The sequence below is a fragment of the Micromonospora sp. DT31 genome (assembly GCF_049841795.1).
Taxonomy (GTDB): domain Bacteria; phylum Actinomycetota; class Actinomycetes; order Mycobacteriales; family Micromonosporaceae; genus Micromonospora.
On record NZ_JBNCKZ010000001.1, the window covers coordinates 766,566 to 782,902 of the forward strand.

Sequence of the window (16,337 nt, forward strand, 5' to 3'; positions counted from 1 at the left end):
TGCGCGCGGCGCCCCCCCCCCCCCCGCCCGGCCGGGGGGCCCGCGCGCCCCCACCCCCCCGGCGGCCCCCCCCGCCTCGTTCGCGCCCACCACCGACCCGCCCACGCTTGACGAGGAACCGCTCGCGGAGCGGATCACCCGGTCAGCGGATCCGTCTCAGCCGTGCGGGCCCCCGCTGACGTAGATGACCTGGCCGGTGACGAAGTCCGCGTCCTCGGCGACGAAGAACTGAACCGCTCGGGCCACATCGTGCGGCGTTCCCACGCGCCCGCGGGGGATCTGTGCGGCCAGGGCGGCGAGATGCTCGTCCCGGCTGCGGCCGGCACGCGCCGCGCTGACATCGGTCATCGCGGTGGGGATGACACCCGGTCCCACGGCGTTGACGGTGATGCCGTGGGAGGCGAGGTCCAGGGCAGCCGCCCGGGTGAATCCCTCCAGGCCGGCCTTGGCCGCGACGTAGTTCACCCGTTCGTCGTCCCCCAGCGCGGAGATGCTGGAGATGTTGACGACGCGACCCCACCGTCGGGCGCTCATCAGCGGAGCCACGGCCCGGAGCATCAGGAAGCTGCCGCGCAGGTGCGTGGACTGCACCGAGTCCCAGTCCTCGATCGGCATGTCCAGAATATGGTTGTCGCGCGCGAAGCCGGCGTTGTTCACCAGAACGTCGACCGTCCCGAAGTGCCCGCACACCTGGGCCACGGCGCTGGCCACGGCGTCCGCGTCACCGACGTCGGCGGTGACGGGCACGGCGCTGCCGCCGGCGGCTCTCACCTGCTCGGCGACCCGGCTGGCGCCCTCCTCGTGGCGATCGACGACGGCCACCTGGTAGCCGGCAGCGGCAAGCTCCGACACGATGCCCGCGCCGATGCCCGAGCCGCCCCCGGTCACGAGAACTGTTCTGACGCTCATTCAACGATCATGGTGCAACCCTGGCCGCCGGAACAACGGGTTTCGGACGCCCGGACCTGCGTGGGCCTGGCTCCGAAGTCGGCCGCCCGGGGCGATCGCGGTCTCCCCGACCTCGCGGGTCGACCGTCCGTCGGCTCAGCGGTCCACGATCTCACCCTCGATGGCCGGCCCCGGCTCGACCGCGGTCGGCGGCGCGGCCGGCGCGGACGGGGGCGGCGACGTGGGGGTGTGCGTCGGCTGCGACGCGCCCCGGTACACCCGCACCCGGCGCGGCCCGAACAGGTCACCGGCGACCATCGACGACACCCGCCGCTCGGTGGCCCGGCGCACCCCGCCACCGGCCACCCGACGCAGCGGCGGCACCAGCAGCAGCAACCCCACCACGCCGCTGAACATGCCCGGCAACGCCAGCAGCAGCGCACCCAGCAGACCCACCAGCCCGTCGGTGACCTCCGGCCCCGGCGGCCGGCCGGCCTGCGCGGCGGCCCGGAACCCCCGCCACGCCCGCATGCCCTCCCGGCGCAGCAGCACCAGGCCCAGCAGCGAGGCCGCGAACACCAGCAGCACCGCCACACCGAACCCGACGGCCCGCCCGACAAGGACGAAAACGGTCAACTCCAGCACCGCGAGCAGCAGCAGGGCCACCGGCACGAACTTCAATCCTCGGCGCATCTCACCTCATCGGCCCGACTGTCATCACGCTCCTCCAGCATGACACGCCCCCGCTCACGGCCAGCGGGCCAACGCTCGCGGGCGGCCCCGCAGCGCCGCCCGACGGTCCCCCACGCCCCAGCGGGTGACCCGCCACAACGCCTCCGCCACGATCAGCGGGCTCATCTTGCTGTCCCCGTGCTCCCGCTCGGCGAACGTGATCGGCACCTCCACGATGCGCACCCCCGCCCGGTGCGCCAGGCGGGACAACTCCACCTGGAACGCATACCCCTGGGACCGCACCGAGCCCAGGTCGATGGCGTCCAGCGCGCTGGCCCGGTACACCCGGAAGCCGCCGGTGGCGTCGCTGACCGGCATCCCCAACGCCACCCGCGCGTACAGGTTGCCCACCCGCGACAGCAGCAGCCGACGCCACGGCCAGTTCAGCACCCGCGCGCCGCGCGTCCACCGCGACCCGATCACCACGTCGGCGTCGCGGGCGGCGTCCAGCAGCGCCGGCAGGTCCTCGGGGGCGTGCGAGCCGTCGGCGTCCATCTCCACCACCGCGTCGTAGCCGCGCTCCCGCGCCCACGCGAACCCGGCCAGGTACGCCGCGCCCAGACCCTCCTTGCCGGCCCGGTGCAGCACGTTCACCCGCGGGTCCCCGCCGGCCAGCGCGTCGGCGAGCCCACCGGTGCCGTCGGGGCTGTTGTCGTCGGCGACGAGCACGTCCACCGCCGGGGCCGCCGCGCGTACCCGGGTCACGATCCGTTCGACGTTGTCGGCTTCGTTGTAGGTGGGGATGACCACCAGGACCCGCCCCACCCCGGGTTGGTCGACCGTCGGCCTGCCGGCTGCCACATCCACCGTCGCACCGCCTCCCGCTCCTGCGCTCAGCCGGGAACGACCTCCCGGCGTCGGCGCCACACGGCCGCCCCGAGCAGGACGGCGACCGCGAGCGCCGTGAGCGCCACCTCCGGCCACACCCCGGCCGTGGTGGCCGGGGTACGCCCGTCCCCGAGCTGCATCTGCCGCACCACCACCGCGGCGGTGTTGAACCCGGTCGCGCCGTCTACCCGCCCCTCGGGGGTAACGAACCCGGACACCCCGACCGTGGAGGCCATCAACGCCGCCCGGCCGTGCTCGACCGCCCGCAACCGCACCATCGCCAGCTGCTGGCGTGCCTCCGCCACGTCGAAGGTGGCGTTGTTGGTCTGCACCACCAGCAGCTGCGCCCCGCCGGTGACGGTGTCGCGGACCAGGCCGTCGTAGGCAACCTCGAAGCAGATGACGTCACCGAGGACCGCCGGGCCGGCGTTCAGCACGCCGGGACGGTCACCGGCGACGAAATCGGACCGGACCCGGTCGACCTGGGAGCTGACCTTGCGGGCGATGGAGCGCAACGGCACGTACTCGGCGAACGGCACCGGATGGCGTTTCGTGTACACCTGGTCCAGATCCGGGCCGGTCCCCGGCCGCCACAGCAGCCCCGCGTTGCGCACCTCACCCTGACCGGGCCCGACCAGCACCGTTCCGACCAGGATCGGCGCGCCGATCGCGTCCGCGGCCTGGGAGATGCGGTAACCGGCGGCCGGGTTGCGCAGCGGGTCGATGTCGCTGGAGTTCTCCGGCCACACCACCACGTCGGGGCGATCCTGGCCGCCCTCGGCAACCCGACGCGCCAGCTCCAGGGTCGCGTCCACGTGGTTGTTCAGCACGGCCTGCCGCTGCGCGTTGAAGTCCAACCCGAGGCGCGGCACGTTGCCCTGCACGATCGCCACGGTGACGGTGTCCCCGCCGCCGCGCACCCCGGTGGGCACGGCCGCGCCGGCGGCGAGCAACGCCACCAGCGCGGCGGTCAGCCCGGCCACCGGCCGCCACTGCCCGGGTGCATGCCGCCAGTCCCGCCATGCCACGGCGAGCAGGAGCCCACCGGCGACGGCGACGGCGAAGGTGACGAGCGGGGCACCGCCCAGGGCCGCCAGCTTGAGCAACGGGGAGGTGTCCTGGCTGAACGCCAGCCGCCCCCACGGGAACCCGCCGAACGGGGTGCGGTCCCGCAGCGCCTCCTGCCCGACCCAGAGCACACCGGTCAGCAGCGGCCACGCCGACCGGCGCCGGGCGGCCAACGGGGACACCCAGGCGGTGGCGGCGCCGAGCAGCGCCAGGTAGCCGGCCTGCAACAGCGACAGCAACGCCCACGGCAGGTAGCCGGTGTGCAGGTTGGTCCACTCCAGCAGCGGCGCGAACAACGCCACCCCGGTGAGGAAACCCAGCCCGGCGCCGGCGCGCAGCCGCCGCCGGTGCGCGGCGGCGGCCAGCAGCGCCACCCCCACCGGCGCCAACGGCCACACCCCGTACGGCGGGAACGCCAGCAGCAGCGCCACCCCGGCCAGCACGGCGGCGGGCACCGCCAGCGTCAGCGGCAGGGGACGAGTGCCGCCGGCGCCGGGTGCCCCGTCGGTGGCACTCGGCTGTTCCCGGTCCAGCGTCGTCACCGGCATCTCCCCACGATCACGGGCCGAAGGCTACCCGCCCGGACCGCCGTGCGGCCGAACCGGTGTGGGGCGTGCCACCACCCGCGCGTGGATGCCGCGCCGTCAGCTGCCGCCGATCGGGTCGTCGTCGAACGGCGGCGACACCTCGTCGTTCCAGGAGTAGAGCACGTGACCCTTCGTGAGGGACTGGAGCCACAGCTGCACGTCGATCAGGGTGTTGATCTCATCGAGCACCTCGTCGAGATCGTCGAAGGTGACCAGGAACCGGCGATCGCAGGCGGCCAGCTCGGGGACTCCGCGCTCCTCGGCGAAGTAGGCGGCCTCGGCGGCGATCCCCGGCCCCGCGTCGAAGGTCATCTCCATCCGTGGACCCCCGTGCCACTGCACGGTCAACCGGTCGCCCTCCTCGGCCACCTCCATGTGCTTCAGGCACTGCGCGGCGTCGGCGAGGGTGGCGGGCCCGGTGAAGTAGACCACGCAACCTTCGCGTGGCCATACGCATGTCAGGTCGTTCTCGACGAGCGCGTCGAGGGTGTCATCGACTCTGGACTCGGCTTCGGTCAGCGGCACGCCCAGTTGCGGGGCGTAGCCGACGAGGCCCGTCGCATCCGCCACCACGTGTCCGATCCGGTACACGTCCTGGACGAGCCGCCTGCCATCCTCCTCGTGGTCCGGCCAGCGCGGCAGGTCGACTGTCGCCTCGCCGGAGCGGTGGCGCACGATGATGCCGCTGCGCTCGTGGACCAGCGAGCGGGTCGGACCGTCCTGGCCCACGACCACCTCACCGAGAATGTCCCGTACGCCGGCGACTATGGCGTCCCACGCCTGCGGGTCCGGCGGCTCACCCGCGTTCTTCCGCTCGCCGCCCGATCCCTCCAGTGAGGACGGTCCGATGGGCTCGGGCAGCAGAACGAGACCAAAACTCATGGCGGTGAGACTAGACCGCCCCCCAGACATGGAGAGCGCCTGAGCCGGCGTGGTGCGTCTGTGCTCGGAGGTCGCGCTGATCGCGGTGGCCGCCCGGGCCGTCGCGGGGGGAGAACCGGTGTGGGGCGTTGTACGGGCGCGGCGCGGACAGGCGACAATCGGGCGTATGCGGTTCGGTGTGCTCGGCGCGACGCAGGCGTACGCCGCCGACGGCGGCGTACTGCCGGTCACCGGCGGGCGGCTGCGCGCGCTGCTGGTGCTGCTGCTGCTCGACGCCGACCGCACGGTGTCCCCCGGCCGGCTGATCGACGGCGTCTACGGCGACCGGCCGCCCGAGCAGGCCACCAACGCCCTGCAGTCGCAGATGTCGCGGCTGCGCCGGCTGCTGCCGGGCGCGCACATCGAGTTCGGTCCGGCCGGCTACCGGCTGGCCGTGGACCCGCAGCGGGTGGACGTGCACCGGTTCACCGGCCTGGCCGCGGCCGGGCGGGCCGCGCTGGCCGCCGGTGATCCGGCCGGCGCGGCGGCGCTGCTGCGCGACGCGCTCGCCCTGTGGCGCGGCGAACCCCTGGCGGACGTGCGCGACGCGCCGTTCGCCGATGCCGAGGCGGCCCGGCTGCGGCAGGCGCGCCTGGCCGCAGTCGAGGACCGCGTCGAGGCGGAGCTGGCGCTGGCGCCGGCTGGCGCGCCGCTGATCGCCGAACTGCGGGACCTGGTGGCGGCGCAGCCGCTGCGGGAACGGCTGCACGGGCTGCTGATGCGTGCCCTGCACGGCGCCGGCCGACGCGCCGAGGCCCTCGCCGTGTACGCCGACGCGCGCCGGGTGCTGGCCGAGGAACTGGGCACCGACCCGTCGACGGAACTGGCCGCCCTGCACACCGCGCTGCTGCGCGACGACGCCGCACCGCCCGCCCGGCTGCCCAGCCCGCTGACCAGCTTCGTCGGCCGGGAACACGAGCTGCGGCGGGTCCACGAACTGCTCGGTACGGCGCGGCTGCTCACCCTGCACGGTCCGGGCGGCGTCGGCAAGACCCGGCTGGCCACCACCGTCGCCTCCGGCCACGACGGGCCGGTGTGCCTGGTGGAGCTGGCCTCGGTGGCGCCCGGCGCGCCTGTCGCGCCGGCGGTGCTGGCCGCGCTGGACCTGCGCGACGCCGGCCTGCGCACGCCGGGCGGACCGGCCGACCTCACCGACCGGCTGGTGGCGGCGCTGGCCGACCGGCGGCTGCTGCTGGTGCTGGACAACTGCGAGCACGTGGTGGACGACGCGGCCCGGCTGACCGCCCGGCTCCTCGCCGCCGCGCCCGGACTGCGGGTGCTGGCCACCAGCCGGGAGCCGCTGGGCCTCACCGGGGAGGCGTTGTGCCCGGTGGGCGGCCTGGCCACCCCGGACGCGCCGAGCCCACCGGAGACCGCGGCCGCGTACCCGGCGGTGCGGCTGTTCGCCGACCGGGCCGCCGACGTGGCACCCGGGTTCACCCTGGATGCCGCCACCACCCCGGCGGTGCTGCGGATCTGCCGCACCCTCGACGGGCTGCCGCTGGCCCTGGAACTGGCGGCGGCGCGGCTGCGGGCCCTGCCGGTGACGCAGGTGGCGGCGCGCCTGGACGACAGGTTCCGGCTGCTGCGCCGCGGCGACCGCACCGCCGCGCCCCGCCACCGCACCCTGGAGGCGGTCGTCGGGTGGAGCTGGGACCTTCTCGACGAGCCGGAACGGCTGCTGGCCGCGAGGATGAGCGTGTTCGCCGGCCCGGCCGACCTGCCCGCCGTGCAGGCGGTGTGCGCGCCCGGGACCGGTGACGTCGTGGACGTGCTCGCCGACCTGGTGGACAAGTCGCTTGTGGAGGCGGCCGGCGGGCGCTACCGGATGCTGGAGACGATCCGGGAGTTCGCGGCCGCCCGGCTCGCCGAGCGCGGCGACACCGCACGGGCGCGGGCCGCGCACGCCGCGTACTTCCTGGATCTGGCGCTGGCCGGCGACGTGGGCCTGCGCGGCCGCGACCAGGACCGGTGGCTGCGCCGCCTGGACGCCGCCCGCGACGACCTGCACGCGGCGCTGCGCCACGCGGACACCGCCACCGGGTTGCGGTTGGTCGCGGCGCTGGCGTTCTACTGGTGGCTGCGCGGCCTGCGCGGGGAGGGCGCGGCGCTGGCGCGGCGGCTCGTCGACGAGCTCGACGGCCCACCCGACGGCCTGGCCGAGGAGTACGCGCTGGGCCTGCTGATCGCCACGCTGGCCGGCGGCGGCGACCGTGGTGCGGTGGACACCGCGTCCCGGATTTTGTGGAGCCTGGACCGCCCGCCCCGGCATCCGTTCCTGCTCTACCTGTCCGGCATGGCCAGCGGCCCCCCGCCACCGCAGCACGCGGCGGCGCTGCACGAGCGGGCCCTGCGGGACCGGCTGCTCGGCGCCGACCCGTGGAGCCGTGCGTTGGGTCTGCTGGGCACGGCGATGGTCAGCCTGCTGCACGGCCGCCACGAACAGGCCCGCGCCGACCTGGACGCCGCGCTGGCCGGCTACCGGGCCCTGAACGACCGCTGGGGAATGATCGTCGTGCTGAGCACCCGCGCCGAGGCGGCCTACCGCGCCGGTGACGTCGCCTCGGCGGCCGAACCGATGGCGCAGGCGCTGCGCCTGGCCGAGCAGCTCGGCTCCACCATCGACCTGGCGGAGCTGCTGCGTACCCGCGCCGACGGGCGGCTGCTCGCCGGTGACCTGGCCGGCGCGGCCGAGGACTACCGGCGGGTGCGCCGCATCGCCGGCCCGGCCGGGGCGCCGGAGCTGGTCGCCGCCGCGTACCTGGGACTCGGGGAGGTCGCCCGCCGCGACGGTGACCCGCAGCGGGCCCGGGCGCTGTGCGAGCGGGCCGTGGCGCAGTGCCCGTCGGGCTGGTTCGGCGCCGAGGTGGTGCGGCTGGCGGCGCTGGTGACCCTCGGGCAGCTCGCCGACGCCGCCGGCGACCCGGTGCGGGCCCGCGCCCACTACCGGCAGGTCCTCACCGCGGGCGACGGTGTGTGGGACGTGCCGGTGGTGGCCGCGGCGGCCGACGGGCTGGCCGGGCCGCTGCTGCGCGCCGGCGAGCACGAGCGGGCCGCGCGACTGTTGGGCGCGGCGGCGGCGCTGCTGGCAGGCACCGCCGCCGCCGACGCCCCGGCGGGCACACCGACCGCCGGCACGCTGCGGGAACACCTGGGGGATGCGGCGTTCACCACCGCGTACGCCGGGGGCTCCGGACTGCCCCGGCCACGGGCGCTGGCGCTGCTCGACGGAGGCTGACCGGCGCGGTGGCCTCCGGTGCGGGCGCGGTGCGCGGCCGGTCAGCGACGCCGGTGACGCTACCGCCATGACCGACGACGAAACGGCCGTGCTGGCCGACGGGATACGAAAAAGGTACGGCCGCACGACGGCCCTGGACGGCTTCGACCTGGCGGTGCCGGCCGGCACCGTGTACGGGGTGCTCGGCCCCAACGGGTCCGGCAAGACCACCGCGGTGCGGGCCCTCACCACGCTGCTGCGTTTCGACGCCGGACGGGCCCGGGTGGCCGGGCACGACGTGGCGACCGCCCCGGAGCGGGTCCGTGCCGCGATCAGCCTCACCGGGCAGGACGCGGCGGTCGACGAGGTGCTCAGCGGACGGCAGAACCTGGTGCTGTTCGGCCGGCTGCGCCGGCTGCCCGCCCGGCAGGCCCGGTGCCGCGCCGAGGAACTGCTCGACCGGTTCGGCCTGACCGGGGCCGCCGACCGGTCGGCCGGCGGCTACTCCGGCGGGATGCGCCGCCGCCTGGACCTGGCGGCCAGCCTGGTGGTGCCGCCGCGGGTGCTGTTCCTCGACGAGCCGACCACCGGACTGGACCCGCGCAGCCGCAACGGCCTGTGGGCGGCGGTGCGGGAACTGGTCGCCGACGGCACCACCGTGCTGCTGACCACCCAGTACCTGCAGGAGGCCGACCACCTCGCCGACCGGGTCTGCGTCATCGACGCCGGCCGGGTGGTCGCCGAGGGCACCCCGGCCGCGTTGAAGGCGCGCATCGGCGCCGACCGGTTGCAGCTTGTGGTGCGCGACGCGGCGGACCTGCCGGCGGCGTCGGCAGTCGTGCAACGCGCCACCGGGGCGGCGGTGACCGTGGACGCCGAGCTGCGCCGCGTCGACGCCCCGGTGGTCGACCGGATCACCGCGCTGACCGCCGTGCTGCGCGCCCTCGACGACGCCGGGGTCGCCGTGGAGGACGTGCTGGTGCGCCGTCCGACGCTGGACGAGGCGTTCCTGGCCCTCACCGGCGCCCACGCCGACGCCGAGCGGGCGGCGGTGGCGTCGTGAGGGCACTGGGCGACGGCCTGCTGATGACCGGGCGCAACATGCGGCACGTCATCCGAGCCCCGGAGGAGATCATCCTCTACTTCACCCTGCCGATCATGTTCGTGCTGGTGTTCGGCTACGTGTTCGGCAGCGGCATGGCCGTGCCGGGCAACGGCAACTACCGGGAGTTCCTCCTGCCCGGGGTGTTCGTGATGACGATGCTCTACGGTCTCGGCGCGACCGCGTCGGGGATCGCGGTGGACGCCGGCCGGGGCGTGATGGACCGGTTCCGGTCCCTGCCGATGGCCCGTTCGGCGCTGCTGTCCGGACGGGCCATCGCGGACCTCATCCGGGCGTGCTTGGAGATGACCACGCTCGTGGTGTGCGGCCTGCTGGTGGGCTGGCAGTGGCACGAGGGCACCGGCCGGGCGCTGGCGGCGGTGGCGCTGATCCTGCTGCTGCGCGTCGCGTTGACCTGGATGGGCATCCTGTTCGGGCTGCTCGTGCCCAACCCGGACACGGTCGCGGTGGTGGTGTTCCCGCTGGCGTTCCCGCTGACCGCCCTGTCCAACGTGTTCGTGGCGCCGGAGCTGATGCCGGACTGGCTGGGCGCGATCGCCGCGTGGAACCCGCTGTCGGCGACCGTGGCGGCGGCCCGGGACCTGTTCGGCAACCCCGGCCTCGGCGGGGACTCGTGGCCGGCCCGGCACGCCCTGGAACTGGCGGTCGCCTGGCCGCTGGCGGTGATCGCGGTGGCCGCCCCGGCGGCCGTGCGCCGCTACCGACGGCTGGGCCGCTGACACCGGCCCGGTGAGTCAGGGGGGATGAAATCGGGGCGCGGCCGAAGCCGCGCCCCGATGCTCCCAGGCCCTCCCCGGCCGGTGGGGCGAAGACGATCGGCGCCGACCTTCGGACCGACCCGACGTGGACTGGCTGCCCCCGCCTGGCCGTTGTCTACTGGCCGTGCCTTTCACCCTGCCCGTACACCGGTAACCGCGACCGGTTCGCGCCGCCCCGCCGACCCCCGCCCGCTGGACCTGGCCGCCGCAACCTGAGGTCGCTCGGCCAGCGGACGAAGGGACGAAGCGAACAACAGCCGCTTCCCATGGTAGGACTCAAAGACGGTACGGCGTACACCCCCGCCGCTGTCAACCCACCCGGGCCTGTCGTGTGCTGCGACACGGCGTGTCGCGTCGGCGCGTCTCGATAGGTGCACGCCGGTCAGCCACCGAGGTGCCGCCGCAGCAACGCCGCCGCCGCACCCGGATGCTCCCCGGCGAGCAGCCCACCGGCGGCCAGCACGTAGTCCACGTCCACGACCGGGCGGGCCGCACGCGGCAACGCCCACCCACCCGCGTGGTCGGTGAGCACCGCGTCGAGCACCACCGCCGCGTCCCGCGCGTCGGCGTGCCGCAACACCCCACCGGAGCCGACGAGCAGCTTCACCGCCCGCAGGTCACGCCCGGCCCGCTCGCCGGTGGCCGCGCCCCGGGCGTGCCGCCGCAACGCCACGGTCGCCGCCAACGCCGCGATGCGTCGGTCCGCCGCCCGGTCCCCGTCCGTGGCGGGCAGGAACCCCGGCTCGGCGGCCCGGACCGCCGCCGCGGCCGCCAGCACCGGCTCCTCCCCGCCGTCGAGCAGCCGTTCCTCGACGGCCGCCCGCACCACGCCCGGCGCGCTCCACCGCACGCCCAGGTCCCCCTCGACGGTGCGCGCCCGCCACAGCGTCCCCGCGACCTCCTGGCTCGGGCCGCCGTCGCGCTCGTCGGGGGTGAGCACCGAGTACACGTCCGTGGTCGCCCCACCCACATCCACCACGGCCAGGTCACCGCCGAGGGTGTCGGCGAGCACCTCCACACCGGTGAGCACCGCGTCCGGGGTCGCCGCGCGGACCAGCCTCGCGAACCGGCCACCCCGGGACAACCTCTTGCCACCGATGACGTGCCGCAGGAACACCTCCCGGATCGCCGCCCGCGCCGACCCCGGCTCCAGGACCCCGATGCGCGGCAGCACGTTGCCGGCCACCGTCACCGGCACCCCCGCCGCCGCCAGCAGCGCGTGCAGGTCCTCGCGCACGTCGGCGTTGCCCGCCAGCACCACCGGCACCCGCCACCGGGCCCGCGCCAGCCGGGTCGCGTTGTGCGTCACCGTGTCGGCGTCCCCACCGTCGGTGCCACCCACCAGCAGCACCACGTCCGGACGGGCCGCCCGCAACGCGGCCACGTCCGCCCCACCGAGCCGACCCGCCGCCACGTGCACCACGTTCGCGCCCGCCGACAGACCCACCCGCCGGCCCGCCTGAGCCGTCACCAGCGGCTCGTAACCCACCACCGCCAGGCGCAACCCACCCCCAGCCGACGAACACACGTACCAGGGCACCTCACCGACGCCCGCCGACGCGCAGGCCGCGCCGACCGCGCCGTCCAGGCCGTGCAGCACGTCCGTGCCCACCGTCGTCGGCGCCGACGCCGCCGCGACCAGCCGACCCGCGTCGAGGTCGACCACCGCCGCCTTCGTGTACGTCGACCCGACGTCGGCGCAGACGACCACGCTCACGCCGGGCTGTCCCTTGTTCGCGGCTGCGGGGCTCGCAACACCGGCTCACTCCTCGCGCTCACGCCGGGCTGTCCCTTGTTCGCGGCTGCGGGGCTCGCAACCGGCTCACTCCTCGCGCTCACGTCGACGGCACGACCACCGTGCCGGTCGCGGTTACCGCCACGATCGGCTCGTCGAGCACCTCCGCGGCCGACTCACCCCGGTCCGGGCGACCTCGGCACACCACCGTCGCCGCGAAGTCGACGGTGCGGCTGCGGGTGCCCACCCGGGTCACCGTCCCCGTCACCTCCAACACGTCACCGGCCTTCATCGGCGCCCGGAACTGCACATCGGCGTACGAGGCGAACAACCCCTCGTCGCCGTCGGTGCGGATGCACACCTCGGTCGCCACGTCACCGAACAACCCCAACGCGTACGCCCCGTCCACCAGGTTCCCCGCGTAGTGGGCGTGGGAGTACGGCACGTACCGGCGGTGGGTGACGGTCAGACCGACCCGGGGATCACTCATGCGACGCTCGCCTTCCTCGACGTGATCAACGCGTGGACGAGGTAACTGGCCACCTCGCCCGGGGTGGTGCCGCGACCGAAGATCCGGTCCACGCCCAACTCGGCGGTCATCGTCTCGTCGAACCGCGGCCCACCGACGATCAGCAGCGGCCGCTTCCCGGCCGGCATCGCCTCCCGGAACGCCGCCGACATCTCCCGCGTGTTGTGCAGATGCGCGTCGCGCTGCGTCACCACCTGCGACACGAGCACCGCGTCGGCGCGCTCCCGGCGGGCCGCCTCCACCAACTCCGGCACACTCACCTGCGCACCCAGGTTCGTCACCGCCAACTCCCGGTAGTACTCCAGGCCCTTCTCCCCCGCGATGCCCTTGACGTTGAGAATCGCGTCGATGCCGACGGTGTGCGCGTCCGTGCCGATGCACGCACCCACCACCGACAGCTTGCGGCGCAGCCGCCGCTTCACCACCGAGTTGACCTCCTTGGCGGACAACAAGGGGTAGTCACGCTCTACCACCTGCACCTTCGCCAGGTCCACCAGGTGGTTCACCCGCCCGTACACCACGAAGAACGTGAACCCGTCGCTGATCGGCTTGGCGTGCACCAGCATCGCCGGGTCCATGCCCATCTTGTTCGCCAACTGCACCGCCGCACCCTCGGCCCGCTTGTCGTGCGGCACCGGCAACGTGAACGACACCTGCACCATGCCGTCACCCGTGGTGTCCCCGTACGGCCGCACGACCGTCTTCTCGCTCATGCTGTGCTGGCCGGGCATGCCCTCACGGCCCTCGCTTCGCTCGGTGCGCTCGCTCATGCTGTTTTGGCCGGGCATGCCCTCACGGCCCTCGCTTCGCTCGGTGCGCTCGCTCATGCCGGCAACTCCAGGATCTCCGTCGCCGGGTTGTAGTAGTCCCCCTCGTGCCGGGCCACCCCGTCCCGGCCCTTCCCCCGGTCCGCCGGCCGCTTCATGATCCCGAACGTGCCCTCCGCGATCGCCGTCAACAACGACTGATCCCCGATCCGCTCCAACAACTGCACCGCCTCACCCAGCACCCGGTGCGCCCGCTGCTGGATGAACCCGCCCGGCGCCGGCACGAAATCCTCCCGCAACCCGCCCGCCGCGCCCAACACGTACCGCACGTTCTGCACCGCGATGTCCCGATCCGACAACCACGGCGTCACGACCGCCTCGGTCATCATCCCGACCAGCAGAATCCCCTGCCCCGTCATGGCGCCCACCAGGTTGAAGAACCCGTCGAGCAGATTGCCCCGGAACACGTCCCCGGTCATGTGCTTCGTCGGCGGCATCCACTTCAACGGCGCGTCCGGGAACAACTCCCGCGCCAGCAACGCGTGCGCCAACTCCAACCGGAACGACTCCGGCAGATCCGGGTTGATCTCGAACGCGTGCCCCAACCCCAACTGCCAGTCCGCCAACCCCGCCTCGTGCGCGAAGAACTCGTTGAGCAACTGCGACACCGTCACCGTGTGCGCCTCGTCCACCGCGTCCGCGGTGGTCAGGTAGTTGTCCTCACCGGTGTTGATGATGATCCCCGCCCGCGCGTGCACCTGCCGGGAGAACCGCTGGTCCACGAACGTACGGATCGGGTTGATGTCCCGGAACAAGATCCCGTACATCGAGTCGTTGAGCATCATGTCCAGCCGCTCCAGGCCGGCAAGCGTCGCCATCTCCGGCATACACAGACCCGACGCGTAGTTCGTCAACCGCACATACCGGCCCAACTCCCGCGACGTCTCGTCCAACGCCGCCCGCATCAACCGGAAGTTCTCCTGCGTCGCGTACGTGCCCGCGAAACCCTCCCGGGTCGCCCCCTCCGGCACGTAGTCCAACAACGACTGCCCCGTCGACCGGATCACCGCGATCACATCCGCGCCCGCCCGCGCCGCCGCCTGCGCCTGCGGAATGTCCTCGTAGATGTCCCCCGTCGCCACGATCAGATAGATCCACGGTCGCTGCTGCGGATCCCCGAACCGCTTCACCAACCGATCCCGCTCCGCCCGCCGCCGGTCGATGCGCCGCACCCCCGCCGCCACCGCCCTGCGCGACGCCCGCCGCGCCGCCGTCGCCGCCTTCCCCGACGGCAGGTCGAACCGCACCGACCCGGCCGCCGCCTTCTGCGCCAGCAACGTCACATCAGCGATGCCCTCCCGCGCCAACGCGTCGAACACCGGCACCGCCACACCATGGCCCAACCCGACATCCGCGACCACCGCGTCCACCAGCCGGTTCACCCACGGAATACCGTCCGGGTCCGCCCCCGTCACCCCGGCCAACCGCAGCACCGCACGCTCCACCGACACCGTCGTGTGGCTACGCGCCAGATCCACCACCGGCTGCCCCGCCCGACGCGCCAACTCCCGCGCCCGCGCCACCAACACCGGATCAAGCCCAAGCTTCCCTGTCACGAAACGCCTTCCTGATAGATCACGTCACCGCGCAACACCGTGGCCCGGCACACCGGCAGCGGCGTCGGATCCTGCGCCCCCCGCAACTCCGGATCCTCCGCCAACAACACCGGCAAACCCCGCTCCACCCCCGCCGGGGCATCCCACACCGCGAACGTCGCCGGCGCGCCCAACGCCAACACCCCCTCGCTGTCCAGATGCACCGCCCGCCACCCGCCCCGCGTGTGCGCCGCGAACGCCGCCCGCACACTCATCCGCTGCGCCGCATTGTGATGCGACGCCGCCGCCCGCACCGACCCCCACGGATCCAGCGGCGTCACAGGCGAATCCGACCCGAACGCCAACGCCACCCCGACCCCGTGCATCGCACCCATCGGATTGGACTCCCACGCCCGCGCCAACCCCAACCGCGACTCGTACATCCCGCCCGCGCCACCCCACAACCGGTCGAACGCCGGCTGCATCGACGCCACCACCCCGAACTCCACGAACCCGGCGATCAACGCCTTGTCCATGATCTCCGCGTGCTCCACCCGATGCCGCGCCGCCCGCAACCGCTCCGTACCCATCTTCTCCGCCGCCGCCGCGAACCCCGCCAGCACCGTCCCGATCGCCACATCCCCGATCGCGTGGAACCCGCCCTGCATCCCGTGCGCTGCGCAGTCAAGCAGATGATCACGCACCTGCTCCGCCGTCACGTACCCGTGCCCGCACGCCCCGGGCTCCCCATCCAGGTACGCCCCCGACACGTGCGCCGTCCGCGACCCCAACGCCCCGTCGGCGAAAAGGTCACCACCCGCACCCACCGCACCCAGGTCCCGGGCCCGCGCCGCACCCAGCAACTCACCCCAGTACCCGTACACCTCCGGCACCCCGTCCCCGGACATCGCCAACAACCCGGTGAAGTCCTCCTCGTCGGAGATGTCCGGCCCACCACACTCGTGCACCGCCGCGATCCCCAACGACGCCGCATGCGCCAACGCCCGCCGCTGCGCCGCCACCCGCTGCGGCCGCGTCACCGACCCGAACGCCGCCGCCCGCACCACGTGGTGCGCGTCGCGCCGCACCCACCCCGACGCGTCGTACCCGACCGCCGCCACCACCTGCGGACACGCCGCCACCATCGCCGCCGACACCAACGCCGAATGGATCGACGCCTGCGACAGGTACACCCGCCGGCCGCCCGCCGCCCGATCCAGCGCCGCCGCGTCCGGCAACGCCGCATCCGACCAGAACGACTCGTCCCAGCCGTGCCCCAGCACCACCGCGTCCGACGGCAGCCCCGCCGCGAACGCCGACACCGCGTCCAACAGCTCACCGGCCGACCGCACCGCCGACAGATCCAGCCCCGACAACACCAACCCGGTGTCCGTCGCGTGCACGTGCGCGTCCACGAACGCCGGCGTCACAAGCGCACCGCCCAGCTCCACCACCCGGTCCGCGGCCGGCGCGTCCGCGTCCGCACCCAACCAGGCGATCCGCCCGTCCCGCACCAGCAGCGCCGTCGCGCTCGGCTCGGCCGGACAGTGCAGCACTGCGCCGCGATACAGCGTCGAGGGGTTCGTCAT

The 16,337-nt window shown here is 74.3% G+C and carries 13 protein-coding genes; 3 read left to right on the top strand and 10 right to left on the bottom strand.

All coding sequences use genetic code 11. The features are described from left to right. Positions 1 to 156: 156 nt before the first annotated feature. From ACLQ2X_RS03460 to ACLQ2X_RS03480, 5 genes are all read right to left on the bottom strand, one after another. Positions 157 to 909, bottom strand: a complete 753-nt coding sequence (locus tag ACLQ2X_RS03460) for an SDR family NAD(P)-dependent oxidoreductase (RefSeq protein ID WP_425679431.1) — start codon at positions 907 to 909, stop codon at positions 157 to 159. A 135-nt stretch (positions 910 to 1,044) separates the two neighbouring features. Then, entirely contained in the window at positions 1,045 to 1,581 is a 537-nt protein-coding gene (locus ACLQ2X_RS03465; protein ID WP_425679432.1) for an FxsA family protein, read from the bottom strand. 54 nt (positions 1,582 to 1,635) lie between these two features. Further along, on the bottom strand, positions 1,636 to 2,427 hold the full coding sequence (locus tag ACLQ2X_RS03470) for a polyprenol monophosphomannose synthase (protein WP_425679433.1): 792 nt from the start codon (positions 2,425 to 2,427) through the stop codon (positions 1,636 to 1,638). A 26-nt stretch (positions 2,428 to 2,453) separates the two neighbouring features. Continuing rightward, the gene (gene lnt, locus ACLQ2X_RS03475) at positions 2,454 to 4,058 is read right to left on the bottom strand and encodes an apolipoprotein N-acyltransferase (RefSeq protein WP_425679434.1); all 1,605 of its coding nucleotides are present in this window, start codon (positions 4,056 to 4,058) and stop codon (positions 2,454 to 2,456) included. A 102-nt stretch (positions 4,059 to 4,160) separates the two neighbouring features. Next, positions 4,161 to 4,985 (bottom strand): hypothetical protein, encoded by an 825-nt coding sequence (locus ACLQ2X_RS03480; protein ID WP_425679435.1) that lies wholly within the window; start codon positions 4,983 to 4,985, stop codon positions 4,161 to 4,163. A 166-nt stretch (positions 4,986 to 5,151) separates the two neighbouring features. Between ACLQ2X_RS03480 and ACLQ2X_RS03485 the strand changes: the two genes are divergently transcribed. From ACLQ2X_RS03485 to ACLQ2X_RS03495, 3 genes are all read left to right on the top strand, one after another. After that, positions 5,152 to 8,262, top strand: coding sequence for an AfsR/SARP family transcriptional regulator (locus tag ACLQ2X_RS03485; protein WP_425679436.1), 3,111 nt, complete (start codon positions 5,152 to 5,154; stop codon positions 8,260 to 8,262). A 67-nt stretch (positions 8,263 to 8,329) separates the two neighbouring features. Further along, positions 8,330 to 9,304, top strand: coding sequence for an ATP-binding cassette domain-containing protein (locus ACLQ2X_RS03490; RefSeq protein ID WP_425679437.1), 975 nt, complete (start codon positions 8,330 to 8,332; stop codon positions 9,302 to 9,304). Further along, positions 9,301 to 10,083 carry an ABC transporter permease gene (locus ACLQ2X_RS03495; protein ID WP_425679438.1) on the top strand — a complete coding sequence of 261 codons (783 nt, stop codon included), beginning with the start codon at positions 9,301 to 9,303 and terminating at the stop codon, positions 10,081 to 10,083. The genes ACLQ2X_RS03490 and ACLQ2X_RS03495 overlap by 4 nt, the downstream gene beginning before the upstream one ends. Before the next feature lie 421 nt (positions 10,084 to 10,504). Here the strand turns inward: ACLQ2X_RS03495 and ACLQ2X_RS03500 are convergent, their stop codons facing one another. The 5 genes from ACLQ2X_RS03500 to ACLQ2X_RS03520 form a co-directional block, all read right to left on the bottom strand. Continuing rightward, positions 10,505 to 11,839 (bottom strand): glutamate mutase L, encoded by a 1,335-nt coding sequence (locus tag ACLQ2X_RS03500; RefSeq protein WP_425679439.1) that lies wholly within the window; start codon positions 11,837 to 11,839, stop codon positions 10,505 to 10,507. Between the two features lie 118 nt (positions 11,840 to 11,957). Next, the gene (locus ACLQ2X_RS03505) at positions 11,958 to 12,347 is read right to left on the bottom strand and encodes a hotdog domain-containing protein (RefSeq protein WP_425679440.1); all 390 of its coding nucleotides are present in this window, start codon (positions 12,345 to 12,347) and stop codon (positions 11,958 to 11,960) included. Further along, complete coding sequence (locus tag ACLQ2X_RS03510) at positions 12,344 to 13,099, bottom strand: OAM dimerization domain-containing protein (protein WP_425679543.1); 756 nt, start codon at positions 13,097 to 13,099, stop codon at positions 12,344 to 12,346. Before ACLQ2X_RS03510 ends, ACLQ2X_RS03505 begins: the two co-directional genes overlap by 4 nt. Before the next feature lie 110 nt (positions 13,100 to 13,209). Further along, the gene (locus ACLQ2X_RS03515) at positions 13,210 to 14,769 is read right to left on the bottom strand and encodes a lysine 5,6-aminomutase subunit alpha (RefSeq protein ID WP_425679441.1); all 1,560 of its coding nucleotides are present in this window, start codon (positions 14,767 to 14,769) and stop codon (positions 13,210 to 13,212) included. After that, positions 14,766 to 16,337: an amidohydrolase gene (locus ACLQ2X_RS03520; RefSeq protein ID WP_425679442.1), complete on the bottom strand. Its 1,572-nt coding sequence runs from the start codon at positions 16,335 to 16,337 to the stop codon at positions 14,766 to 14,768. Before ACLQ2X_RS03520 ends, ACLQ2X_RS03515 begins: the two co-directional genes overlap by 4 nt.